The sequence below is a fragment of the Bergeyella zoohelcum ATCC 43767 genome (assembly GCF_000301075.1).
GTDB lineage: Bacteria > Bacteroidota > Bacteroidia > Flavobacteriales > Weeksellaceae > Bergeyella > Bergeyella zoohelcum.
Genome location: NZ_JH932293.1, coordinates 432496 through 457412 on the forward strand (window position 1 = coordinate 432496; position 24917 = coordinate 457412).

General features: G+C 35.7%; 20 protein-coding genes. 10 read left to right on the top strand and 10 right to left on the bottom strand.

From position 1 onward, the window contains the following. Positions 1-181: 181 nt before the first annotated feature. Entirely contained in the window at positions 182-649 is a 468-nt protein-coding gene (locus tag HMPREF9699_RS11530) for a hypothetical protein (protein ID WP_407641242.1), read from the bottom strand. Here HMPREF9699_RS11530 and HMPREF9699_RS11395 point away from each other — a divergent pair. From HMPREF9699_RS11395 to HMPREF9699_RS01980, 3 genes are all read left to right on the top strand, one after another. Beyond that, positions 546-854: a hypothetical protein gene (locus tag HMPREF9699_RS11395; protein ID WP_034985429.1), complete on the top strand. Its 309-nt coding sequence runs from the start codon at positions 546-548 to the stop codon at positions 852-854. The two genes, HMPREF9699_RS11530 and HMPREF9699_RS11395, sit on opposite strands and share 104 nt — an antisense overlap. A 332-nt stretch (positions 855-1186) precedes the next feature. Beyond that, the gene (locus tag HMPREF9699_RS01975) at positions 1187-4045 is read left to right on the top strand and encodes a carboxypeptidase regulatory-like domain-containing protein (protein ID WP_002661960.1); all 2859 of its coding nucleotides are present in this window, start codon (positions 1187-1189) and stop codon (positions 4043-4045) included. 30 nt (positions 4046-4075) lie between these two features. Then, positions 4076-5413 (top strand): DUF5689 domain-containing protein, encoded by a 1338-nt coding sequence (locus HMPREF9699_RS01980; RefSeq protein ID WP_002661962.1) that lies wholly within the window; start codon positions 4076-4078, stop codon positions 5411-5413. A gap of 181 nt (positions 5414-5594) precedes the next feature. On the opposite strand, the gene HMPREF9699_RS01985 is transcribed toward HMPREF9699_RS01980, so the two are convergent. Beyond that, on the bottom strand, positions 5595-5981 hold the full coding sequence (locus HMPREF9699_RS01985; protein WP_002661963.1) for a helix-turn-helix domain-containing protein: 387 nt from the start codon (positions 5979-5981) through the stop codon (positions 5595-5597). 356 nt (positions 5982-6337) lie between these two features. Here HMPREF9699_RS01985 and HMPREF9699_RS01990 point away from each other — a divergent pair, with 356 nt between their 5' ends. The 4 genes from HMPREF9699_RS01990 (at position 6338) to HMPREF9699_RS02005 (ending at position 9415) form a co-directional block, all read left to right on the top strand. After that, positions 6338-7057 carry a hypothetical protein gene (locus HMPREF9699_RS01990; RefSeq protein WP_002661965.1) on the top strand — a complete coding sequence of 240 codons (720 nt, stop codon included), beginning with the start codon at positions 6338-6340 and terminating at the stop codon, positions 7055-7057. After that, entirely contained in the window at positions 7054-7737 is a 684-nt protein-coding gene (locus HMPREF9699_RS01995; RefSeq protein WP_002661967.1) for a Bax inhibitor-1/YccA family protein, read from the top strand. The genes HMPREF9699_RS01990 and HMPREF9699_RS01995 overlap by 4 nt, the downstream gene beginning before the upstream one ends. A gap of 109 nt (positions 7738-7846) precedes the next feature. After that, entirely contained in the window at positions 7847-8821 is a 975-nt protein-coding gene (locus tag HMPREF9699_RS02000; protein ID WP_002661810.1) for an IS256 family transposase, variant Zn-binding type, read from the top strand. Between the two features lie 264 nt (positions 8822-9085). Further along, entirely contained in the window at positions 9086-9415 is a 330-nt protein-coding gene (locus tag HMPREF9699_RS02005; RefSeq protein ID WP_002661969.1) for a hypothetical protein, read from the top strand. A gap of 160 nt (positions 9416-9575) precedes the next feature. On the opposite strand, the gene HMPREF9699_RS02010 is transcribed toward HMPREF9699_RS02005, so the two are convergent. The 5 genes from HMPREF9699_RS02010 to HMPREF9699_RS02030 form a co-directional block, all read right to left on the bottom strand. Beyond that, positions 9576-11117: a glycine--tRNA ligase gene (locus HMPREF9699_RS02010; protein WP_002661972.1), complete on the bottom strand. Its 1542-nt coding sequence runs from the start codon at positions 11115-11117 to the stop codon at positions 9576-9578. A gap of 53 nt (positions 11118-11170) precedes the next feature. Beyond that, complete coding sequence (locus HMPREF9699_RS02015) at positions 11171-11662, bottom strand: hypothetical protein (protein ID WP_002661973.1); 492 nt, start codon at positions 11660-11662, stop codon at positions 11171-11173. 98 nt (positions 11663-11760) lie between these two features. Further along, complete coding sequence (locus HMPREF9699_RS02020) at positions 11761-12636, bottom strand: hypothetical protein (protein WP_002661974.1); 876 nt, start codon at positions 12634-12636, stop codon at positions 11761-11763. 19 nt (positions 12637-12655) lie between these two features. Continuing rightward, positions 12656-13057, bottom strand: coding sequence for an ExbD/TolR family protein (locus HMPREF9699_RS02025; RefSeq protein ID WP_002661976.1), 402 nt, complete (start codon positions 13055-13057; stop codon positions 12656-12658). Between the two features lie 41 nt (positions 13058-13098). Beyond that, complete coding sequence (locus HMPREF9699_RS02030) at positions 13099-13791, bottom strand: MotA/TolQ/ExbB proton channel family protein (RefSeq protein WP_002661978.1); 693 nt, start codon at positions 13789-13791, stop codon at positions 13099-13101. Between the two features lie 308 nt (positions 13792-14099). Between HMPREF9699_RS02030 and HMPREF9699_RS02035 the strand changes: the two genes are divergently transcribed. From HMPREF9699_RS02035 to porD, 3 genes are all read left to right on the top strand, one after another. Next, a complete protein-coding gene (locus tag HMPREF9699_RS02035; protein ID WP_002661980.1) occupies positions 14100-15059 on the top strand; it encodes an outer membrane protein assembly factor BamD in 960 nt (319 codons plus the stop codon). Positions 15060-15104: 45 nt separating this feature from the next. Then, entirely contained in the window at positions 15105-15428 is a 324-nt protein-coding gene (locus tag HMPREF9699_RS02040; RefSeq protein WP_002661981.1) for a DNA-directed RNA polymerase subunit omega, read from the top strand. A gap of 185 nt (positions 15429-15613) precedes the next feature. Continuing rightward, entirely contained in the window at positions 15614-16519 is a 906-nt protein-coding gene (porD, locus tag HMPREF9699_RS02045; RefSeq protein WP_034986055.1) for a type IX secretion system protein PorD, read from the top strand. 1 nt (position 16520) lies between these two features. On the opposite strand, the gene HMPREF9699_RS02050 is transcribed toward porD, so the two are convergent. The 3 genes from HMPREF9699_RS02050 to HMPREF9699_RS02060 all read right to left on the bottom strand — a co-directional run bounded on the left by HMPREF9699_RS02050 (position 16521) and on the right by HMPREF9699_RS02060 (position 24860). Further along, positions 16521-17447 carry a YihY/virulence factor BrkB family protein gene (locus HMPREF9699_RS02050; protein ID WP_002661985.1) on the bottom strand — a complete coding sequence of 309 codons (927 nt, stop codon included), beginning with the start codon at positions 17445-17447 and terminating at the stop codon, positions 16521-16523. 83 nt (positions 17448-17530) lie between these two features. Further along, entirely contained in the window at positions 17531-19864 is a 2334-nt protein-coding gene (tamL, locus tag HMPREF9699_RS02055) for a translocation and assembly module lipoprotein TamL (protein ID WP_002661987.1), read from the bottom strand. After that, on the bottom strand, positions 19848-24860 hold the full coding sequence (locus HMPREF9699_RS02060) for a translocation/assembly module TamB domain-containing protein (protein WP_002661989.1): 5013 nt from the start codon (positions 24858-24860) through the stop codon (positions 19848-19850). The genes tamL and HMPREF9699_RS02060 overlap by 17 nt, the downstream gene beginning before the upstream one ends. Positions 24861-24917: the final 57 nt, after the last annotated feature.

Below are 24917 nucleotides of genomic sequence, written 5' to 3' on the forward strand. Positions count from 1 at the left end.
AATTAATTGATAGATGGGCAATAAGTCATAAGGAAAGCATCTTCATCAGAGAGAAAGGCGGTTAAGCTACAATTTTAATGATGTTCGCTCTATTTTTCCATCGAATCTTAATAAATTTCTTTTCAAGAAAGAACTCCAAAAATAGCTAGAAGTCATTATAGCTAAAAATGAAACATATTTTTTATTTGAAAAATTTTAATATAATCGGTAATGTTACCAAAGTATTATGAAACATATGAATAAAGATAGAGTATTGAATTCCAAATCTAAGTCTTACATATGAAAATAAATAACCGTTCAATAGTACTGAAAACATAATCAAATAAGGAACTATTGATTTAGTTTTAAAATTATAATTACCGAAATGAGCCAAACAAAAACTTATGGTTAATAAATGTGAAAGTATGATATAATGATTTTTTAAGAACGCATTTACATCATTGTATCTGTACAATATTAAATAAAGGCATGAAAAAAATAAAATACACACAAACAGATACCGGAGTATATCATTTTGAGGAAAATAACTTTTCATCAAAAAAAACATGAATAGACTAAAACATACAAGAGAAATAGATAGATTTATTTTATTGATTTTTAGCGGTAAACGAAAAATTAACTCTTCTAATACAGGAGCTATAATACACACCAATAAAATTCTAATTCCATCGGGGAATTTTTTTTCTATCCCCGATGTTACTTCTCCATCTGATTTCAGCATTCCAAAAAATGAGAATATAATTGCCAATATCAAAAAAGAAAATAATACCCCAAAATACCTAGATACTACAAATTTCAAATTACCTATCAACCCGAAAGAATTTTGGCTCAGCTTTCCTTTTATTAAAAAATGAATTATTTCTTTCATGTTGCAAAGTTACAAATAATACACCTCTTCTGTATGCAAAAATCATTTAGTAAAATCCTCCCATTAAACGCTTTAGTTTATTTTTCGATAGGAAATAGAATAAAAAATGAGCGAAAATTCACAGTATCCTTAGGTATTTTATTTTCACAAATTTTTGAACGGTTATAATATTGCTCTTCTTGCCAGCTGATAAGAATCATTAAAAACTTAATGCAAATTTAATAGATAAATAAGTGAATTCCATAAATTAGTAGTAATTTTGTCCCCTCAATGGAAATGAAAAATCATTCCTCATTATCGTTATAAATAGATTATCTTATGATGAAGAAACTATCATTACTTTCACTATTCACGCTACTCCCTGCTTCCTATTATTTTGGGCAGACTACGGCGTATGGATATTTGAAAGATGCAAACGGGAACCCCTTAGAGCATGTAGAAGTGGATATCAAAGGGGCTACAAAAGGGGTGAAAACGGACAAAATAGGTTATTTCCAATTCATCGACCTGAAGGAAGGAAATTACCAAATTGTTCTCAGTAGACCCAACTTTGAAACTAAAACCTTAGAATTCGAGGTTAAGGATGAAAAAAGATTAGACCTAGGAACTGTAACACTGTATTCCAATATCTTAGGTTTAGAGCAAGGGCTTACCATATTAGATAGCTCTGATGAAGAAGGCTCAGGGCAGAGTTCTACCGTGGGGCTTTTGCAGTCTTCTAGAGATGTTTTCTCCAGAATTGCTTCTTTTGATTTAGGTTTTTATTGGTTCAGACCAAGAGGTATAGATGGCAGAAAAAGCCAAACTTTCCTCAATGGTGCTCCCATGGGAAAAGCAGATGATGGCAATGTTAATTTTAATAACTGGGGAGGACTGAATGAAATTACCCGTTACCCAGAAATTGCAGTAAACCATAGCCCTTCTGAATATGCTTTTGGTGGTGCAGATGGCGTGGTGTACAAAAATACCAAAGCAAGTGAATACCGTAAAGGATTCCAGTTTACCCAATCCTTTACCAATAGAAATTATAGAAACCGTACTTCTCTAAGATACAGCTCTGGAATGGGTAAAAGCGGGTGGGCATTTACCATAATGGGGGCCAGAAGATGGGCTAAAGAAGGTATCTACGAAGGCACATTCTATGACGCGTATGGTGCTTATATGGGAATAGAGAAGAGAATTAATTCAAACAGAACCCTTACGCTTAATGTTTTTGCATCTCCTTCTAAGAGAGCTACCTCTAGCCCGAATACACAAGAAGTGTATAACTACAGAGGCATCTTCTATAACTCCTACTGGGGATGGCATAATGGTGAAAAGAGAAGTGAAAGAGTTCGTGAGAATTTCATGCCAATTATCCAACTTCAAGATTTCTGGAAAATCAGTGATAAAACCACCCTTTGGACTTCAGTTTCTTACCAATTTGGAAAAGATAAAGCCTCTCGTTTAGACTGGCAACAAACTCCTAACCCATCGCCTACTTATTATAGAAATCTACCCAGCTATCTGGCAGATCTTGACCCTACGGCAACCATCATTCCAGAGTCAGGACCGCTTTCTACCAACCAAATGGCGTATCAGGAAATGCTCAACCATTGGAAAAATGGAAACCAACAATACACTCAGCTGAACTGGGATCTTCTCTATGCCAGAAACCGCCAACAGCCTGTGGGTACTTACTACGGAGCAACGGGTAGAAGAGCACTGTATTACTTGGTGAACGATGTAAACGATGACAAAATTTGGAATGTTAATACTCACTTGGTGCATAATTTTAATGATGTTACCAAATTCATTCTCAATATAGGTTATCAAAACTACTACTCTAACCAATACAGAGAGGTAAAAGATTTATTAGGAGCTGATTTTGTGCTGAACAGAGATCACTTCGCAGCCACAAATCCTAGAGCCAATGGAGAACTTTATAATGTAGGAGAAGCCAATGTAGCCAAAAAAGTAGGTGACAAGATGACCTATGACTATATCTTCAGAAGACAAGAAGTAAGGCTAAACCCTGCTTTAAGATTCTCTACGGGAGCTTGGGATGTATTCCTTTCTGGGCAAGCAGATTATTCTATCTCTAGCAGAGAAGGGCTTTTCAGACATTACCTCTACCCGAATGCTTACGGAAAAGGAAAAGAATATACTTTCTGGAATTTCGGTATGAAAGGGCAGATTACCCGTAGAATCAACGGTAGAAACTTCATCGTGTACAATGGTGGTGTGTTCTCTGTAGCTCCGGTGCTGGATAATTTATTCATCAATCCAAGACTGAATGGCTCAGTGGTTCCTAATATCAAAAGCACTTTCTTCGTTGCAAATGATTTAAGCTATGTACTTAACGCTCCAAAAGCGAAAATTAGACTTACCGGATATTGGGTAGATACTCAAAACGGAACCAATACCTCTAGATTCTTTGCCGATGGAATTAATATAGAAACCATCAATGAGCAAGGAGAAGTTACTCCTACCCAGTCGGCATTTGTTACCCAAGTGCTTACTGATGTTCAAAAAAGAAATATAGGATTAGAACTAGGTGTTTCTTATAAACTTACGCCTTCTTTAGAGTTCCAAGGATTAGCCAATTTAGGACAATATACTTATAGAAATAATCCTAATGTATATTTTGCTGCCGATGCTATGGGGGCTACAGATAATGGAAGCTCTTTCGTGGAGCTCGGAAAGGCTTATCTGAAAAACTACCGTCAAGGGGGAACTCCTCAGCAAGCTTTCTCGGCGGGCCTTCGTTATTCATCTCCTAAATTCTGGTGGGTAGGTGCTAACTGGAACTATTTAGCAAATAACTATTTAGACCCTTCGGCAATCATTAGAACGGAAAGATTTATCCAAAACGGAAACATAGGAACACCGTATGCAGGTGCGAATGAAGAAACACTAAGAAGACTCCTCGCACAGAGACAGCTGCCTTCTGCTCATTTCCTAAATATTAATGCAGGAAAAAGCTGGCTACTAGGAAAATATTATTTCCTCATCTCTGCTACCGTGAATAATGTACTCAATAATACCAACTTTATTACAGGTGGTTTTGAACAAATCAGGAATGCAAACTTACCAAGCTTCCAGCAAGAGAGTGAAAGACAGCATCCTCTCTTTGCACCGAAATATTGGTACGGGCAAGGAAGATCTTATTTCATCAATCTCCAATTTAGATTCTAATACTCACTATAAAATACTAAATAAAAAATCATGTTAAAAAATACATTACTCAAAATCAGTGCTTGTGCACTCATCGTTACTGCTACACTTACCTCATGTGTTCAGAAAGACGAGTGGGATATTCCTCCTATGAATTGTGAAAACCGATTTTCAGAGCCTACCAAAACCATTCAAGAAGTCATTAATATGGCACCTTCCTCAGGTTCTACAATGATTCCTAATGGACCTAATGACCCAGAGATTATCATTGAAGGTTTCGTGGTTTCCTCTGATGAAAACGGAAATTTTTACAAAAGCATCTCTATCCAAGATGCTCCTGAAAATCCTACCACAGGTATCTCTATCGAAGTAAATAAAACTTCTATCTACAGAGATCTTCCTGTAGGTGCTAAAATCAGAGTTCGTCTGAACGGATTGGTCATCGGTTTTGATAGAGGTTCTTATAAAATAGGTGCAGTAGATCCTACTTATGCCATTGGAAGGATACCTGAAGTCCTAATGTCTAAGTACATCTCAGGGGTATGTAACGGAAACGGATTAGATGTAAGGGAAATCGTGCCACTGGAACTTCCAAACCTTGCCGAAGCCAAAAAAGCAAAATACATTAACCGATTGGTAAAAGTAAAGAATGTAATGTTTGCTGAAAGTGAGCTGGGTAAAACTTTTGTAGATTATGCCAATGGCGTACTCAGTGATACAGATAGAACGCTAGAAGATTTCAATAACGGTACGGCTGTATTAAGAAACTCTGGCTATTTCCGTGATGGGAAAACTCTTCTTCCAGAAGGCTCAGGGGAAATCTCTTTCGTAGTAGGACGATACAATTCTAATTTCCAAATGCAAATTCGTTCTATTAACGATATTCAATTCACCAACCCAAGACCTAACTTTATCTTTACAGATAACTTCAGTGCAAATAATTTAAACAAATGGACTGCGGTAAGCGTAATAGGTACACAAACATGGAGAGTAAGTTCCTACCAAGGAAATTACTACGCTACCATTAATGGACAACAAGGCTCTACAAAATACGATAATGAAGATTGGCTAATTTCTAATGAAATACAACTTCCTGCTTCACTTTCGGAAGCAAGCCTTTCTTTTGATAACGATGCGAGATATGGAAATACTCCATTAGAACTATTCGTTACTACCCAATACACTGGAGACCCTGCTACTACTACTTGGGTGCCTCTATCAGGGGTAAATTGGGACACCAATGACGCTGCCTATGGCTATGTAAACTCAGGAAATATTAGCCTTAGCAGCTTCATCGGTCAAAATATTAGAATTGCTTTTAAATATACTTCTACTACTACCTCTACCAGCCTATGGCAAATAGACAATGTAAAAGTTCAGGAGCTTTAAAATAATATTTCATACTAAAGTAAAAGACCATCTTCACTGGGTTGTGAAGATGGTCTTTTGTTATTGGCAATATAATGCTCAATAGTTTTTAAACTTACTGTAATGGTGTAATCTTTACTGAAATAATCCGATTACAGGTAGCGAGTTCTAATTCATTAAAATGTAAATTTCTATTATTTATCTATGAAATTAGAGTTTTCAGAAAGCTTATCTGTTCGTCTTTTTCTTTTAATCTTTCTTGATATTCACTGATACGCTGTTCATAAGAAGCAATTAGTTTTTCATTAGCATCCTTATTCTCTATTGTCAGATTTTGTACATAGGCATTGCCGTAAGCGTTGTCATAGTTTTGATTATTAATAATATATCTGTCATTATTAAAAAAATCAATAATGCTGGTTTCTAATATCTCAGCAATTTTCTGTAGGCGTTCCACCGTAATTTTGGTTTCTTCATTTTCCATACGAGCATAAGAAGCTTGGCTAATATTTAAGACATTCGCCATATACTCCTGAGAAAATCCTTTTTGTTCTCTTATTTTTCTAATATTAAATCCTAAACTATTCATTTTTTGTATAAAATTATGCAATATTCGTATGCAAATATACATTATTAACTCAGTAAAACATATATCTCTATCTACTTTTGTAAAAGTTTTTTCAAAAAAAACTTGAACGACGCATTTTGGCGTAATAGCACTCTACTTTTACCGAAAAATAAATTATGTTTTTGTTTAAGAAAGAGGTATTTATTAAGCTTATCATAAATAAAACTATGGCTTGTATTATTTTCGCCAATTTAGAATTATTTTATTCATATAAAAAGATAAATATAGATATTCCACCCTAATATTTATTATCATTAGTGTAACAATAGGGGTGAAATATTTTTGAAATTATTAACTAAATTATATAATCTTAAAAAATGAAGAATTTTATTTATTTTTTATTGTTCTTACAAGTTGTTCTTACAAGTTGTTCTAAAATATCATCACCAAACTGTGATGATCAGGAAGTTTTGGATTTAGTAAGAAACATTTGTACCATTGGTTCAGAAGATGGATTATTTAAAAACGCATCTTCAGCTTGGCGTAAAGTCTATAATGACTTCTATACAAAAGAAATAAGTGAATATGAATCTAAAATTGATAGTATAGAAAGCAAAATAGCAGAAATAGATAGCATCAGTTCAAAAAAAGTAGAATATTTAGAATCTTTAAGCAGAGAAGGATATTGGGATGATTACACAGGTGAATACTATGAAGGAAATAGCAGAGAAATAAGTGAAAAAATATCTAAAGAACAAGAAGATAGGGACCAAAAAGCAGAAATTCTTTATAATAAAAAAACACTTATTGAAAAAGAGTACTCCAATCAGTTTTCTGAAAGAATAGAATATTTAAAAGATAACTACGAAAGTAATGATGCTATAAAAGCATTATATGAGAAGCACTTTGTTCCGCAATCGATCAGTGATATTGTTACTCTCAACAGCGATAAAAAATTTAAAAATTGTGAATGTAAAGCTATAGTGGAATACGCTGAAGAGAAACCTGTCAAAATCATTTACTCCGCACAGAAAGATGAAAATGGCTATATTTATGTAGAACTTATACAAAAAGAAAATAAAAATAAAAAATTATGAATACTTACTCACTAGTGTATAATGCTTCTGAAAAAGAAAAAGCATTGTTTTACAAAAAAGTGTATGGACACTTGGCATTATCTGTTTTTTTATTCATTATTGTAGAATCTATACTCATTGAGGTAGTGGATGAAGACATTATATTATCAATGTTTGATAGTTATACTTGGTTATTCATTATTGGTGGATTTTGGTTGGCATCTTTTTTTGCTGATAAGTGGTCTAAAGCTGAAAGTCAAACAGTTCAATATCTGGGGCTAGGGTTTTATATTTTGATAGAAGCAATTATTTTTTTACCCCTTTTATACTATGCTATATATTCCACAGGTGAAGAAGTAATTAGCCAAGCAGCAATACTTACTCTTGCTCTATTTGGTGCTTTAACTTCAATTGTATTTCTTTCAAAAAGAAATTTTTCCACCCTTCGAAGCTTCATTGTGGTTGGAGGTTTTCTATCCTTAGGAATTATTGTAGCAGGAATCGTTTTTGGTTTTGAATTAGGTCTATGGTTTACTGTTGGTATGATTCTTTTAGCATCTGGAAGTATTCTATATGAAACTCATCAGATAAAAAACGAATATACAACACAACAATATGTTGGGGCTTCATTAAAATTATTCGCTTCGGTTATGTTATTATTTTGGTATGTCATTAGATTATTTATTTCCTCTGATGATTAATTTTAAAGACAATATAACAAAAAATGGTGCTTAAAAACCTTGTAAAGCATTGTCTTTTATAGACTTATAAGAGTTATAATGAAAGTGGTTTCATTATAACTCTTATTTTATGTCCAAAACGAATAAAAAATGTCCAGTTTGTGATTCTAATCACATCATCAAAAAAGGAAAAAGAAATGGAAAACAACGCTTTCAATGTGGAGATTGTCAGGCAAATTTTACGATTAAAAACATTGGTGTAAAAAGAAAAAATCAATTCATTTGGTTCAGAAAATGGATAATGGAAAGGCAAGTCTATAAAACCCTTTCGAGGGATAGCTCAATGAGCCAATCTACCCTTCAAAACCTCTTTAAACATTACCTTTCACAAGTTCCTACCCTCAGCATCAAAAGCAAGACAAAGGTTCATCTCTTGATTGATGGCACCTACTTTTCCAATGGATTATGCCTGATACTCTACTACGATTATGACATTCGATATGTGCAACTTTACCGCCAAACCAACAAGGAAAAACTTCGTGATATAAAGCAAGATTTGGAAAACTTAAAGAAGCTGAATGTGGCAGTTTACAGTGTAACCTGCGATGGGCATAAATCTATTTTAGGAGCGGTAAAAAAGGTGTTTCCAGAGGTGATTATCCAAAGATGTTTAGTGCATATTAAACGACAGATTAAGAACTATTTAAGTGGTAGCCCAAAACATTTTATTAGCCAACAGCTTTTGTGTTTATCCAAAGAAATTACGCATCTAAAAACCAATGAACAGGCTAACGATTGGGTAAATAGATTTTACCAGTGGTATGTTGAAAATCAATATTTTATAGAAGAAAAATCAATGAATGAAGAATCTGGATTTCAGTGGTTTAAACATAAAAATCTACACTTAGCTACTTATCATATTATCAATGCCTTACCCAATATGTTTGCATATCTGAAAGATAGTGAAATCCCTTATACTACCAATCGTTTAGAAGCCTATTTTACGCATTTGAAAGAGAAATTAACCTTGCATAGAGGACTTCGTTTTGAGGCTAAAAAGAACTTTATAAAATGGTATTTATATTTTAAAAATCAAGGGGGATAAGGTTTTTTTAGCCATAGGGTTCATCCGATAGTTTTAATAAAAAAGGGTGAGAAAAACTCACCCCTAAAACTATCGTTTTGAACATTGATTGTATTGCTGACAATGAACTATGTTCGTAACCTTCGTAAAAGCTATTCGCTTTTTCTCGCTTATTCCTCAGCAGAGCTTGTTTCCTCTTCCAATCAATGTGCGAAATATAAGCATTTTTTATCAATTATAAAAGTACCATTTTTTACCACATTGCCATTTTAAAAATAAAGAAAAATGAAAAATAAGTTATTTTTTATCCTTACAATAGGATGTCTACTTACAAGTTGTTCAAAGAAAGCTCTCAAATGCGATGATGTAGCAGTAATAAAAACGGCAGCTGAGATAGCAAAAGAAGAATTTGATACTTCAATAACTCCTTCTTTCAAAAACATCAGAACAATAGGACAAAATAAAGAACTAAAATCTTGTGAATGTGAAGCAGAGATTTCCATATTAGGAGAAAAAATTGATGTAGCATATACGGCAGAATATACCACCGATGGTAATATATATGTGAATTTCTTTTCTTTTGATAAAGATTTTCTTGATCTATTCAAGGAGTAACAGTTAATACATTTATTACACTTTGTTCTCTCTACTTTTTACTCGGAAGTGGAGATAGCTTTACACAAAAAAGACCGACAAGAATTTTGTGTCGGTCTTTTAATTAGACATAACTAAGCCCTATCTAATAAAATATTGTTTCAAACTAATTTTTCTTGCTTTAAATCTTCGCTAAAAGGTTTCTAAAGCTCACTTTTTCATCAATGATTCTTCGGAGTTTTGATACGGGTACTCGCTCCTGTTTCATGGTATCTCTCTCTCGGAGTGTTACTGTGTTATCATTTAATGAATCATGATCTACCGTGATGCAGAATGGCGTTCCGATGGCGTCTTGTCTTCTGTATCGTTTTCCAATACTATCTTTTTCCTCGAAAATAATATTGAAATCGTATTTCAAATCATTGAAAATCTTTTCTGCAAACTCTGGTAATCCGTCTTTTTTTACAAGTGGTAAAATCGCTGCTTTTACAGGTGCCAACGCCGGTGGCAAGGACAATACCGTACGCTCTGAGCCATCTTCCAACACCTCATCTTTGAGGCAGTGAGAGAACAATGCCAAGAACATCCTATCCAAACCGATGGAGGTCTCTACCACATACGGCACATAGCTTTCGTTTCGCTCTGGGTCAAAATACTGGAGCTTTCTTCCCGAATGCTGTTCGTGAGCTGATAGGTCATAATCCGTTCTAGAGTGAATACCTTCCAGTTCCTTGAATCCGAATGGGAATTTAAACTCAATATCTGCAGCGGCATTGGCATAGTGAGCTAATTTTTCGTGATCGTGGAACTTGTAATTCTCTTCGCCTAAACCAAGTGCCAAATGCCAATTTATTCTTTTTTGCTTCCACTCTTCATAGAATTTCAGCTCTGTTCCTGGAGGTACGAAGAATTGCATTTCCATTTGCTCAAACTCTCTCATTCTGAAAATAAACTGCCTTGCAACAATCTCATTTCTAAATGCTTTTCCGATTTGAGCAATTCCGAATGGTAATTTATGTCTTGAGGTTTTCTGCACATTAAGAAAGTTTACGAAAATCCCTTGTGCCGTTTCAGGACGAAGGTATAAATCCATTGCCGATTCTGCTGCCGCTCCCAGTTTTGTCCCGAACATGAGGTTAAACTGCCTCACTTCCGTCCAATTTTTAGACCCCGTATCTGGGTCTGCAATTTCTAATTCTTCTATCAAGGCTTTTACATCTGCTAAATCATTATTGTCCAGAGATTTTGCCATTCTAGAAAGAATTGTTTTTTGTTTTTCTCTGTAGTCCAATACACGCGTATTAGTGCTTACGAATTGGGCTTCATCAAAGCTATCGCCAAATCTTTTCTTTGCTTTTTCTATTTCTTTCTGGGCTTTGTCCTCCAATTTTGCACAGTAATCCTCAATCAAAACATCGGCACGAAAACGCTTTTTAGAATCTTTATTATCAATAAGTGGGTCATTAAAAGCATCGATATGTCCAGAAGCTTTCCAAGTGGTAGGATGCATAAAAATGGCGGAGTCTAACCCTACAATATTTTCATTGAGCTGCACCATGGCTTTCCACCAATATTGTTTAATATTATTCTTTAGTTCTGCTCCATTTTGTCCATAATCATAAATCGCAGAAAGTCCGTCATAAATTTCACTGGACGGAAAAATGAATCCATATTCTTTGGCGTGGGAAACCACCTTTTTGAAAATATCGTCTTGCTTTGCCATAAAACTCTTTTGAATTTAATTTACAGAAATAAGGATAAAGTTAGAAAAAAGGACTAAAAATTATAACTCAGTGCTATATTAGAGCCATTACTTTCCACTTTGAAATATGGTTTGAAACTCACAGGTTCGGTATCGTTTTCTATTGCGACAGCTTTTGATGCGTTTTTACCATAGCCTACATAAAACGGAATACTAACCCCGATAAGTCCTGCTCCTACTCCTAGCATTGCCCAATACGCTCCTTTGTCATTTTTAATTTTTTGCCCAGACGCACTACTTGTGCTATATTGAGGTGCAAACAAAACCCCTGCTAATCCAAAACCAAGCCCAAATCCTCCCGTGAAAGAAATGATATCTCCTACGGTTTTGTTGGTTCTCGCTTTTTTGAAATAAACCTTAGCCTCTGCATTATTAAACACTTGTTCGTATTCTTTGAACTTATAGGATTGTCCATCTTTTAATAATTTGTTTCCATCGAGAGAAACTTGTGCAAATCCCATTTGGGATACTAAAATTGCCAATGTTGTAATGATTATTTTTTTCATTCTAAATAATTTAAAATCGTCCCAAAGATACACAAAAAAACCAGAGAATAATGAATTACCATTCTTAGAGTAACAGTATGTACTCTAAATCATTTCTTTTAAAAAGAAATCTTATAAGTTCCGGTAGAAGAAAAATTGGCTTTCTCTGCTTTTACGAATTGCTTTACCCAAGCTGTGGCGGTAGATACTATACATGGATCCGTAACCCCACTGGCTCTTCGTGCAGAAATTATTTTTCCGTTTTTGTCCACAGTATAAGCAATGACAATGGTTCCCGTGGCAGAACAGCTATGAGCGGGATGACTCCCTCCCCTTCCCATGGTACCAGGGATGAAACCTACTAATTTTCTATCTACCCCTACACGGCTATCTCCATATCCATCTCCTCCCAGTGGGTCTCCTGCATTGCCTACTCCTTCTCCCGTCCCTTGAGAACCAGGCTTCGTACCTCTACCCCGAATAAGATTCCCCACAGCAGCATTTCCCTGACCATCTCCACCGCTTGCCGAAGATTTTTTTACTCCTGTAGTTGTAGGTGTTCCTGTATTTTTCTTGTTATTTTTCTGTTTAGTAGCTGTGTTTTTGTCGGTATTTTTATGTGTATTTTCTTTGGGTTCGTTTTTCTTTATGGTAGATTTTTCAGATTTTCCAGAGATGATTTTATCCTCTTTGGGGGATTTTTCTGTTTTTTTTACCATAGGTTCTGGGGTTACTGAAGGTGTAGGAGCTTCTATAGCGTCAGCTTTCACCTTGCTCCCCTCTTGTTCCATGGGTTCTTCTACCCCTTTTCCATTTCTATTATCACCAAAATTGATGAGCATAGTAGTAACCACCTCTGTTTTATCCTCTTCTTTAGGCATGGAGATGCGATACAGAAAAAAGAATAGCATGATGCTTCCCCATATCAAAAGTGTAAGGGCAGCACTCAGTCTTTTTTCTTTTTTTCTAACCTCTTTTCTGGCTGTATATTGCATCATAAAGGAAGTTTAGTGATTAGTTTTGCTCTTTAGTAGTAGCCAGAGCAATATTAAATTTATGTTTTTCAGCAATTTCCATCACAAAGACTACATCTTTATGATAGGTATTTTCATCTGCACGAATGATGAATGCAGGGTTTACCTCTCCCTGAAGTTTCTGAACTAGTTTTTGTTCTAAAATCTGTCTTTCCACTTGCTCATCATCGATGAAAAATGTACCATCAGGCTTAATGCTTACTGCTGTTCTATCATTAATACCCGTATTTTCTGTACTGGTTTTCGGAAGCTGAACATCTATTTGGCTAATATTAGAGGCCGCAGATGTTACCATGAAAAAAATGAGCAAAAGCAGAATGACATCCACCATTGCGGCGAGTGAAAATTCGGGATTGGCTTTATTTCTACGGTTAATTTTCATTGTAATAATACGAATAATCCAGAGGCAATGCCCTAAGGAGGTTATGGTTTATTGATAATATCTAAAAAGTCTGCAGAAAGATTTTGCATCTTAAGAACGAATTTATCAATCTGTGTCAGCAGTAAATTATAAAAAAAGTTGGCGGGGATGGCTACAGCAAGCCCCATTGCGGTATGCCCTAATGCAGTATAAATACCTGTGGATAATGTTTTTGGAGAAACGGTTCCCTCAGCCGTGGACATATTAAAGAACGCCATGATAATACCTATCACTGTTCCTAATAAACCCAGCATAGGTGCAAGGCTGGGCACTGCTGCTAATAGATTGAGGTTTTTCTCTTGTTTGGCCACTTCTATCTGGGACTGATTTTCCATAGCACTAAGGATATCTTGCAGAGGTCTCCCTACTCTGGAAACCCCTTTGGAAAGCACTCTGCTCTCAGGGGTATCTTGTCTCTCACAGTAGTCTATCGCCTTTTGAATATTTCCTTCCGCAAGGAAATCATTCACATTATCTACTAAGTTTTTATCTACTATTTTAAGATGTCTTTTGATGTACAAAAATCTTTCTATAAAAATATAAAGGGAAAACATTCCCAAAAGTAATACGGCAATCATTACGATATTCGCGAACAAATTACCATGAAACATAATATCCCAAAAAGAGAAAGAAACTTCTGAAGCCGTATCTTTTACGGCATTTACTGCAGCGGTAGAATCTACTTGTAAAAGCATAATTATTTTTCGTTTATTCTGTAATAGTCATCGGAGTATATGGCATTTTTTATGCCAATTCCCTCAAAAATAATTCAATTTTGAAGCAAAGATAATGATTCCGATGGATAAAACAATAATCACCTCATAGACGGCTTTACTTTCTTCCTACCAGAATATTCTCATAATCTGCATACATGAAAAATATTCTTCTGTTTTTCGCAATACTAAATTTTTCTTAAAATACACCTTTCCACTATTTTTATTTGTATCAAATTCCCTATTTTTGTCCGTGGATTACGAAAATCATAGCGTATTTAACTGAAAGCATGAAGAAAACCGTATTATTACTAATCGCTTTAGCAACTATCGTCAGCTGTAAAAGCCGACAAGATGAAGCCTTAAAAAGTGCTGATAAAACATTCATTCTTACTGTAGCGAATGAACAATTTGCGAATAAAAAATGGTCTAAAGCATTGGCACTTTATGAAAGACTTACCAATCTAGTAGCAGGAACAGATGATGCACCCAATGTGGTTTTCAATAGTGCGTATGCAAATTACTATGATAAAAATTACCAAATCGCTGGGCATCAGTTTAAAAACTTTTCTGTCTCTTTCCCTCAAGATGCTAGAAGAGAAGAAGCTGCCTATATGTCCGCTCTTTGCTATTACCAAGGCTCTATGGACTATAACCTAGACCAAACCAGTACAGAGCAAGCAATAAATGAATTGCAAAACTTCATTAACCGTTATCCTGATTCTGAAAAAGCAAAAAATATAGATCAACTTATTGATGAGCTTTCATATAAATTAGAGTTTAAGGCTTTTGAAAACGCAAGGCAATATTATAAAATGGCAAATTATAAGGCAGCAGATATTGCCATGGAAAATTTTATGGATGATTTCCCTGCAACTAAACTAAAAGAAAAAGCGATGGGTATCCAGCTAGATTCTAAATACCAATTGGCAATGAACTCTGTTTTTGACCTCAAAGAGGATAGGCTAGAAGCGGCAAGTCTTTTTGCAAAACAAGTGGAAAAAGAATTTCCTAATTCTTCTTATGCCACCGAAGCGAAACACATGATTACTTCATTAGAAAAAGAAAAAGCTCGTTTTCAAGCTTTGAAAAAAGAAATACAAGATAACGAAGAAAAATTTAAGCAAAAACAAGCAAGACTCTCCCAAAAAGAAGCTGAAAAAAAGATGAGGAATACCCAAAAAGCACTCAGTGACAGTGTGAAAATCAATACACCCCCAACGGGCATCTCTTTACCAATTCAAAATTAATAACTATCTTTGTACCCCTAAACCATTATGTAAATTCTTTTCTTTATGGAAAATAATAAAAATATAGCACAGCTCAATACCATTACTTATGACAGAGATATGATAGAGAACAAAGTAGGCTCTATCTATGAAGCCATTGTAATTATGGGAAAAAGAGCCGAGCAAATTAATGCGGAAGTTCGTACAGAGCTACACGAAAAATTAGATGAATTTGCGATTCACAATGCCAGCTTAGAAGAAGTTTTTGAAAATAGAGAGCAAATAGAAATCTCTAAACACTATGAAAGACTTCCTAAGCCTACTTCTGTAGCCATCAAAGAATGGCTAGATGATGAAATCTACTTCAGAAAAGCAGAGGATAAATCTTAAAAAATTAACCACAGCATATAGCTGTGGTTTTTATTTCAATATACAATTTTTGATTTTTTTTAATACTTCGTTATTTGCTAAAATCTTAAAACTTAGCAAACTTTTATAGCATATATCAGTTTTTTCATTTTTTAATTCTTAATTTAGGACGCTCAAAGTAGCATCAATAATTATATATGAGTTCTATGAAAAATAAAATATTCACTTTTTGTTTTCTTTTTGGGATGATTTTCTTTGGAAAAACTCAAGAAATCATGGCCAATGTTACAGTAAATGCACAGCAAATAGCGGGGAGTAATCAGCAGGTATATAAGAATTTGGAAAAAAGTCTGAAAGATTATATTAATAAAACCAGCTGGATGGGAAAGAAAGTTCAAAATTTTGAAAAAATAAAGGCCAATTTTGCTTTTGTCATCACAGGAAGAGAAGGGAATAAATTCATGGCAAGTCTGGTAGTGCAAGCCGTAAGACCAGTGTACGGCACTACCTATGAATCTCCTCTCATCAATGTTAATGATGCTAATGTCTCCTTTGAGTATGTAGAAAATGAAAACCTCGTGTTTAATGAAAGACAATTTTCTGGGAAAAACCTAGTAGATTTGGTGAGTTTCTATATTTATTTAGTACTTGGCTATGATGGGGATAGTTTCCAAAACAGAGGAGGACAGGCGGCCTTCCAAAAGGCACAGACCACTGCAAGAAATTCAGTGAATAGAGGATATCAGGGATGGTCTATGATAGATGGGCCTAGAACGCGTGGTGCACTGATAGACCATCTCATGAATAGTGGAAATAACGCACTGAGAGAAGCTTTCTATAAATACCACAGAAATGGACTAGACAATATGCATAGTCAAAACAATGTTCAGGCGAAGAAATACCTATCAGATGCACTGATGATGCTCAAAGTTTTCGAAAACTCTTTCCAGCAAAATTATGCCATCAATCTTTTTCTAGATACGAAAGCCAATGAGATTTTTGAGATTTTCAATGCAGGGAACAATGGTACGGTGAATATGACTGAACTTCGTACCCTTATGAGTACCATGTCCCCTAAAAATACAGATGGAAAATGGAGTAGATGGAAATAATCTATGCTTCTTCCTCTTTCCTAATTTCATCTGCCTGAAGCTGAGCTCTATCCCATTCGGCATGTTCGGAAGGCTGAATTTTCCATCCTTTTTTTTCTGAATATACTTTGGTAAAAGCGGCCCCGAAAAAAAGTAATAAACAAGAATAATTGACCCACATCATGATAAGAATGGCGGTTCCTGCCGCCCCGAAAGCAGAGGTAGGTTTAAATTCTGCAAAATAATAACTTAACGCAAACCTGCCAATGGTAAATAATATGGAAGAGAAAAAGGCTCCTGCCCACACGCCACGCCATTTAATATTGACATCAGGTAATATTTTAAATATTAAAGCGAAAATAAGCGTTACTAAGAGAAAGCCTACCGTAAAATTTACTACCTGTATCAGGGCATAAGTTTCAAAACCGAAATACTGAGTAATAATATTATTCAGTAAACTTATCAGGGTGGTAAAAAGCATAGTAATAATCATCAGAAACCCGATGATGAGTATCATTCCAAGAGAGTTTGCTCGGTCTGTAATAAAGGTATAGAAGGCTCTATTGGGGGAAGGCTTTACTCTCCAAAGGTCATTCAATGATTTTTGGAGTCTAAAGAAAAGCGTAGTAGCACCAAAAACTAAACCGCATATTCCTATGATTTTCATCCAGATATTATCTTTATCTACCATGTTAGAATGAATCATATCCTGAATGCTTTTAGCGGCATCTTCTCCCATCGTTGCACTGATTTGGCTACTAATTTCTCCTTGAATGGCTTCCTCACCAAGAAAAAGCCCCGCTACCCAAATGACGATAATGAGTAAACCTGGAATGGAAAAAATAGCAGAGTAAGCCAAACTCATGGCATCTTTACTCACATCAGATTGGTTCCATTCTTTGAAAGCATCCATTAAAACTTCCTTATAAAATGTGATTTTTTTCTTCATTTTTTCTTATTTTTTTAAAACTATATAGCTGTTTAGCTGTGCCATTAAATGTTCCTCTGGGGGAACTGAATTATGATGGTACATTAGAATGGATACCCTATTGCAATATTGAGCATGAGATTATCTCTTCGCCATTGTTGGTTACCAAGATGAATATGGTTCCATCTCCATCTTTCATTTTCAGGATAGTAAGGTACTCTCAGCGGTATAGCAAGGTCTAGCCTTAAGAGCAATATAGAAAAATCTAATCTTAAACCTATCCCTGCCCCTACAGCGATTTCTTTCATCCAATCTTTTGAAAATTTTGCCCCAGGGCGAGAAGCATCTTCATTTACCAGCCAAATATTTCCAGCATCGGCAAAAACTGCTCCGTGTAAGAATTTGTACAGCTTCGCACGATATTCTGCATTAAGTTCCAGTTTGATATCTCCCGCTTGGTCAAAATAGAACTGAGTACCGTTGTCTGTCCTTGGATCATAGCTTCCTGGACCCAATGTTCTTGCCCTAAAAGCCCTTATACTATTGGCTCCTCCTGCAAAAAACTGCCTCGCGAAAGGAACGAACTCTGAATTTCCATATGGCAATGCTAAGCCACCTACGAACCTCGTGGCCAGACTATGTGCATCATTGATTTTATGATAAAATCTAAAATCGTGTTCCATTTTGGCATACTGGCTAAAAGGAATATCAAAAAGTTTTCGCTGTTTTCCTTGTTTTACATTCGCTCCCGAAGCGAGTCCTGAAAGGTTTCCTGCCAAATCTAGCAACCCTCTATAATAAAAGGTAGAAACCTGCGGAGTCATGGTATTGGTGTAAGTATAGGAGTAAATGGGACCATAGATGAGCTGTCTTTCTATCGCTCTTGCCAAATAAGGCTTATCCATAATATAATTTTGATATGCCTCGGTAACATTTTTAGGCTCTACCAGCGTAATGTCTATTAATTTAAGCTGATGTTCTTTACGGACATTCTCCTTCCACACATAACCAAAAGAAGCATTAAAATTATGCAGTCTATACCAATTGGTTCTATTTACAAATTCATATCCAATGGCTGCGTTGGTTCTTGGGACGAAGGCACTTGCGGTAGTAAACTTAAAAGGAGCTATGATTCTCGGGATAGAAAGTTCTGATTTGATTCCAAAACGCATAATATTTCCTTCTCTTCGGGTCTGAGATTTGGCACCCCCCATCTGAATATCCACTCCTCCAAAGGCATTAATTTTGAGATGCTCTGCTCCTTTGAAAGCATTTCTGTGCGTCCAGTTAAGATTCACTTCAGACCCTGCATAATTCGCAGAATTGGTCTTTCCTAATACCTCTACATTCAGAGATTGTAATTCTTTAGGAGTCAGCATATAATAGACATCAAAAGAATTCCTTAAGCTGTCATTTCTCACGAATTCATTTTTCACGAATTTAAAAGTACCCAAACTGATCAGTCTATTGAGCGTTAAATTATGGTCTGTACGATTGTACAAATCTCCTTTCTCAAAGTACAACGCCCTATCAAAAATCATGGGTTTAAACTTTTTCTTGGGATCCACGATATAAAAATTCTTATATCTTTCTACAGAATCTATTGCCACGGGAATAGAATATTTATTTTCCCTTACATCTGCTATATTATAATCTGGAAAAACGATGACATTATCTATGGTAAATTGTTCTTTTGCGAGTTTAGGTGCATCTTCTTTGAGTTTTACAATGAGTTCCACCTCTGCGTTCGGGCTTACAGTGCTGTCTGCCTGAACAATGATATTGTCTTGGTGGAAATAATAAAACCCTTGTTCTTTCAGTTTATTGTCTATTCTTGCCCTTTCTGCTTTGATGATGTCTAAATCAAAAGGTTGTCCTTTTTTCAGTAGAGAAAGTCCTTGAATATTAGCTATTTTTTTAGAAATGAGGGAAGAATCTTCAGGGAATACTACATTAGAAATCTTATACCTAGCCCCCGTATGTAGAGTATATTCTACCTTTGCTTTTTTACCATGGGTAATGGTATCATAAGAGGCTTTAGCGTTGAAATAGCCTTTATTTTCAGCATAGTTTTCTATAATTTGCTGATTAAAGTCTCTATCTACATGGCTTAGCAATACGGGTTTTTCGCCTACTTTATTTTTGAGCCAATGCTTAAGCCCTTTATTTTTAGTAGGCTCTGGAGTGATATTATAAATCCAAAGTTTTGGTCTTAATCCTAGAAAAGAACTGTTAGGCTTAGGCGTGAGCTGGCTTTCCAGTGCTGCTTGTAAGGCTTTGGCATTAGATTTTTTTAAAGTATCATTTTTAATTTTAACATCCGCTCCGGTATAGAGAAGTTCATTTTCCTGAAGATAGCGCGTATTACAGCTATGCAAAAGAAAAGCTGCAAGTGTAGCTCCTAAAATGTATGGATAAGTATTATTTTTTTTCTTCATTATTTTTCTGGTTTTTTTCTACTTTTTTCACTTCTTTCCTATACTTATTTTGAAGGAAAATATGCTTGAATTTATCGTAGTCCAGTGTCAGCACGAAGCCTACCCCTGTCTCAATGATTTGCCCTTGGAGGGCTACCTGATAATCATTTTTTCTGAAAGCTCTTAGCTTATACCTTCCATCTTTAGATACTAAATAATCTAAATTAATATTTCCAGCAATATTGGTCATTTGCTCATTTTGTCGGGCATTTCCTTCCACCCCGAAATTAGAACCCACGGTTACTTTCAGTCTATCATTAAGTAGGTTTTTACTAAGATTTACATTGAGGTCTGTTCGGGTATTTTTATTTCCTGTAGAGTAGTCTTCATAAGAATCTAGGTCAAAAGAAAGATCTACCCCAGCGATGAGGTCTGATGCCAAATTATTCAGTTGCTGGGAAAGTATTTGGCTTACACTCTGCCTCAGCATGGTTCCTGTAGATTGACCAGACTCTGATTGGAAAGGATTTTCGCCCACAAAACGATTCAGAGAAAGCAATGCAAAAACTTGTTTATTCATTTCGGCTTCATCTCTTCTCAGCTGTTCTAGCTTTGTTTTGGTGTTGTCTAGCACTTCGCGGGAAATGGTGCTTACCTCATCATCTACGGTAATGTCAAAGGTAATTATAGGCTTCATCAGCTCCCCTTTAAGTATTAGTTCAGTGTTAAAAGGAATTCTCTGTTTATAATAGTTCATTTGTTCTGTGGTCAGTTGCTGCTGAAGAAGGTCTAGTGGTGCTGCTTTGGTGGTATAGACAGCGGTAAGATTCAGCTTGGCAGCCGTAGGCTCTCCTGTCCAGGTGATGGTACTTCCTTTTTCTATTTCAAAGCGTCTTTTCAGCATGGAGAGAGACATTTCATACGCTCCTTGTTCCACCTGATACACTCCTACCAGTGTAGTTTTTCCACTAGGGTCTATCCCTCCTGTAAGCTCTGCCTCCCCTTGGAGTTTTACAAAATCTCCGTTGGATTTATCTATAAGGATAGACATCTTCGCATTTTTATCCAAGGCGATATTTACACTTACATCCATTCCTTTAATCTCTGTCTGAGAATTGATTTCGGTAGCTATGGTTTCATTGAGTACTACCTTATCTTGGTCTATGAATTCTACGATGCCCTCACGGTCTTTTAATGATGGGGAACTCTGAGGCAGTACAAAAGTAAAATCAGTACTTTCGGTTACGCTGAGATTACCATCTACTTTCGGAAGGTCTAGTTTCCCTTTGATATTGAGATTCGCATCAATGGCGAGTTTTCCATACATCATTTTTTCTTGGTCTTCCTCAGCATCTACTACTTTAAAATCATCAGCGGTTACTTTCAGGTCAAACCCAAAGTCTTGGTAGTTTGTAGTAGCTATTTTTCCATTTATGGTAAGTGCATTGCCTTGCGTATCCTTCAGCTGGAACTGGTTAAATTTCAGTCCATCATTTTGGAAGAGAATAGCATCATTGATTTTTCTGAAGTTACTTCCCGTTTTAGCAATGGTCATTCCTACATTGTTAAATGCTATTTTTCCTAGAACTTGTGGAGCTTTAGCATTTCCTTTAATATCAAGTTTCCCTGAAAGAAAACCTTCTGCATCTAGAATTGCTTTAGCACTAAACCCTTGTACGGATTTCATCTGAAGCTGCTGTATGTTGAGTATCATATCAAAACTTTGATTGGAAGTATTAAAATCACCTGCCAACTGGAGATTATTTTCATTACCCGTAAGCTGAACGAGGGTATTGATGACATTTGCAGATGTATTTTCCGCTTTGATATCTATATTGCCTATGGCACTATCATACATTTCCAATTCCGAAACTTGAACATCGGCATTGAAATTCATATTTTTCTGTAAATTACTAATTCTTACCGTTCCATTAATGTTTCCTTTTGCCAGTAATGCTTCTTTTTTCAGCATTTCGGTAATGCTTTGTATCTTAAAATTCTGAATTGAAATATTCAATGGACTGTTTGGGGTAGCTGTTTCAGACTGAATAGCAATTTGGCTTCCCTGATGTGAAAGAATAAAGTTTTCCGCCAAAATACCTGCCTTCCCGAATTGTAATCTATTTTCAGGATGTACATTCCATACATCATAGTTGAGCTTAAGTCCGTCCGTATTGAGAGAAATCTGAGTATCATTCCCTTGTTTTTCGGCATTTCCAGCGATGAGAAACTGCTCTACACCTTTTTCATCTTGGGTGCTGAGCAGGTAGGTAATCTTGTTTTCTGCAATATTTCCTGATAAGTCTATTTTGTTCAGTGTAATGTTCTCCGTCCCTACTTTGTCTATATGAAGAGCATATTGTAAGGCTTCATTTTCATTATCAATTTTCAGTCTTCCTTGCTCTATTTTATTTTTAGCATAATCCAACTGAGGAATCTGTATATCCAGTTCTATTTTTTGGGTGTCTGCTTGATAATTCCCTGTAAGATGTAGGGTTTCAAAACTATTTAATTCAGGAGCAAATTTTCTGATGAGTGCATCATCTTTTACTTTTGCGTCAATGGTGAAATATTGTCCTTCAGTAATTTTGGGTAAATCAGATTGCTTTTGGAATTGGTAATACTTGTTCAGGGTATGCTGTAAAGCACCAAAAATTTGAGTCAATCTATATTTCCCATTCATATCAACATCGGCAATTTGAGAACGAAGCATGAGCTGGTTTTGCTCAGGAGTGGAAACTGCCGAGATACGCACAGGCTGTAACGGAAAAACCTCTTTTCCATCTGCAATGGCAAATTGGTCTAAAAGAAGATTTCCATTAAGTGTATCAGGATTCAGATTATCAAAATCTCCTTGAATTTTACCTGCAATGGCCCACTGGTCTTGGCTGAAATTGAGCTGATGAAGGTCTAATTTCTCTATCGAAGCATCTAATTTAATGGTAGGATTCTTCTCATTATACACGCCTTGTGCGGTGAGATTTAGATTTGCGTTACGGTCTTTAGAATTCATCTGGAGTGCATAAGCACCTTTTCTCAGCTTTCCTTCTAACTGAATATTTTGATATCGATAATGACGATAGTCCAACGCCTGAATTTGCCCTTGGATATCCGCATTTCCTTTCATCACATCAAAACTTTGCCCCTTGGCATTGAGCTTTGCAGTGATCATGCCCATATCTTTATTCTGAATGATTTTTCCAATGTTCAGTTGGTTCAGATCTGCTTGTACCGTATATGTTTCAGCATTTTTCTTACGCATATCCACTTGAGCCATGAGCTGAGTATTTCCGTCCGTAGATTGGAGATTGAGCAGAGTATTCACATGCTTAGTGGTGCCTTTGGCATTCCCCGAGAGGGTAAAATGTGTAGGCAGTGAGATATTTTTCGGAATGGTATTAGGCGGTAAAATGGCATGTAAAGTTTGGGCAGAAGAGGAGAGATGCTTCATTCTCAAATCATAAAAAAAAGCATCAGGGCGAGTGACATTTTTTAATTTTCCTGCCATGGATACCTTCAAATCTCCGATTCCTGAAGCCTGTAATTCATGAATAGACAAATCATTCACTTTTCCCATTACTCTGGCATTCAGTGCCAAAACAGCATTCGGATAGGTATTAAAAGGAGCGGTGTTTCTAAGGTCAGGAGCGAAGAGAAGAATGTCTTTAAACCCAATTTTGGTGTTCGGAAGATGGGCAGCAATATGCACTTCACCTATATTATTAGAAAACTGATGCACAGATGCGTAAGTGAGTTTTAGTTCTTCCCTCAGTATTGTATTAGGCGTTTGTAGAACGAGGTTTTTAAGGTAGGCTTCTTTATTTTTATATGCGAAATCCGTGTGCAATTTTTGGATGTTCAGCCCTTTACTTTCTGTTATTTCTGCTGATCTTATTTTACCAGTAAACTCGCCGTTATTCATGACGAAGTTTTTCATTTCAAAATTCAGTTTGCTGAAATTCAAGTGATTAAAATCCATACCACTCCGTGCAGGGGCAGCAGCTGTATTGGCATACTTTACTTTTACATCATCTAGTTGTAAGGTATTCAGCTTGAGGAAAGGCGTGTTATTTTCAGTGGTTTTATCTGGAGCTTCAGCTTTGTTTGTATCATTATTTTGAGTCAAAAAAAGCCGAGCATCAATATCTGCTTTATTCAGTTTAAGATACTGAATATCAAATTTATTATCGGTTAAATCTAATTTATTTACCTTCGTGCTTAGCTCTTGGAAAGCTACTTTGGCAAAGGTTTTAGAATTTTCATCATCAAAACCGATATCAAAATTTTTCAGCTGTATTCTGCGAAGTGCCAGCTGCATGGGTTTTTTCTGATTGAGAGAATCTACTTTTTTCTCCACTTTTTCAGCTACTTCTTGTACCATGTCTTGTTTCAGGTGGAGTTTCAAGCCATCCAAAAGGATATCTCCAATAGCATAGGCATTGTTCTCTAAATCAAATTTTTGTACACGAGTATTAAAATGATGAAGATGAATTTTAAGATTATTTTTAGCTTGTAAATCAGTGAATGCTACCTTAATGCCTTTCAAATCAATCTTATCTAATGAAAGCACAAAAGGTTTCTGTTCCTTCTTTTCCTCTTTTTCTTCCGAAGCGAAAGCATCAATGATATAATCAAAGTTAAAAGAACCATCTTCATTTCTTACCACATGGGCATTCATATCTTGGAGTGCAATGGAGGTAATGTCTGCTTTGGAATTCATAAGTGCCCACATATCCAGCTTCACTTCTAGACTTCCTGCGTAGAGTAGTGTATCCACTTTTTGACCTTTAAGGTAGAGGTGCTTTAGTGCTATAGAATTAGGAAAACCAATATAGATTTTTTCTAAAGCAACGGGAGTTTTTATTTTCTCTTCCAAATAGGTAATAGCTTTGTCCTTCAGGAAATTTTGCATAAACCCAAAACGCAAGCTAAAGATGAAAATAAGAAGTATCAGCACTATGGTTCCCAATGAGATACCTGCAATACGAAGTATTTTTTTGAATGTATTCTTTTTCAACGGGTTCTATTTTTGCCGCAAAAATACTATATTCCTTAGGAATTTCATTTCTAAGTA

Bases quoted from the DNA above. Each gene is read 5' to 3' on its own strand.
- HMPREF9699_RS02020 (WP_002661974.1), bottom strand. From the start codon at position 12,636: ATGCAATATACAGCCAGAAAAGAGGTTAGAAAAAAAGAAAAAAGACTG.
- HMPREF9699_RS02050 (WP_002661985.1), bottom strand. From the start codon at position 17,447: ATGAAGAAAAAAATCACATTTTATAAGGAAGTTTTAATGGATGCTTTC.
- HMPREF9699_RS02010 (WP_002661972.1), bottom strand. From the start codon at position 11,117: ATGGCAAAGCAAGACGATATTTTCAAAAAGGTGGTTTCCCACGCCAAA.
- HMPREF9699_RS01995 (WP_002661967.1), top strand. From the start codon at position 7,054: ATGAATACTTACTCACTAGTGTATAATGCTTCTGAAAAAGAAAAAGCA.
- HMPREF9699_RS02025 (WP_002661976.1), bottom strand. From the start codon at position 13,057: ATGAAAATTAACCGTAGAAATAAAGCCAATCCCGAATTTTCACTCGCC.
- HMPREF9699_RS02000 (WP_002661810.1), top strand. From the start codon at position 7,847: ATGTCCAAAACGAATAAAAAATGTCCAGTTTGTGATTCTAATCACATC.
- HMPREF9699_RS02035 (WP_002661980.1), top strand. From the start codon at position 14,100: ATGAAGAAAACCGTATTATTACTAATCGCTTTAGCAACTATCGTCAGC.
- tamL (WP_002661987.1), bottom strand. From the start codon at position 19,864: ATGAAGAAAAAAAATAATACTTATCCATACATTTTAGGAGCTACACTT.
- HMPREF9699_RS02030 (WP_002661978.1), bottom strand. From the start codon at position 13,791: ATGCTTTTACAAGTAGATTCTACCGCTGCAGTAAATGCCGTAAAAGAT.
- HMPREF9699_RS01990 (WP_002661965.1), top strand. From the start codon at position 6,338: ATGAAGAATTTTATTTATTTTTTATTGTTCTTACAAGTTGTTCTTACA.
- HMPREF9699_RS01975 (WP_002661960.1), top strand. From the start codon at position 1,187: ATGATGAAGAAACTATCATTACTTTCACTATTCACGCTACTCCCTGCT.
- HMPREF9699_RS01980 (WP_002661962.1), top strand. From the start codon at position 4,076: ATGTTAAAAAATACATTACTCAAAATCAGTGCTTGTGCACTCATCGTT.
- HMPREF9699_RS01985 (WP_002661963.1), bottom strand. From the start codon at position 5,981: ATGAATAGTTTAGGATTTAATATTAGAAAAATAAGAGAACAAAAAGGA.
- HMPREF9699_RS11395 (WP_034985429.1), top strand. From the start codon at position 546: ATGAATAGACTAAAACATACAAGAGAAATAGATAGATTTATTTTATTG.
- HMPREF9699_RS02040 (WP_002661981.1), top strand. From the start codon at position 15,105: ATGGAAAATAATAAAAATATAGCACAGCTCAATACCATTACTTATGAC.
- HMPREF9699_RS02005 (WP_002661969.1), top strand. From the start codon at position 9,086: ATGAAAAATAAGTTATTTTTTATCCTTACAATAGGATGTCTACTTACA.
- HMPREF9699_RS02015 (WP_002661973.1), bottom strand. From the start codon at position 11,662: ATGAAAAAAATAATCATTACAACATTGGCAATTTTAGTATCCCAAATG.
- porD (WP_034986055.1), top strand. From the start codon at position 15,614: ATGAAAAATAAAATATTCACTTTTTGTTTTCTTTTTGGGATGATTTTC.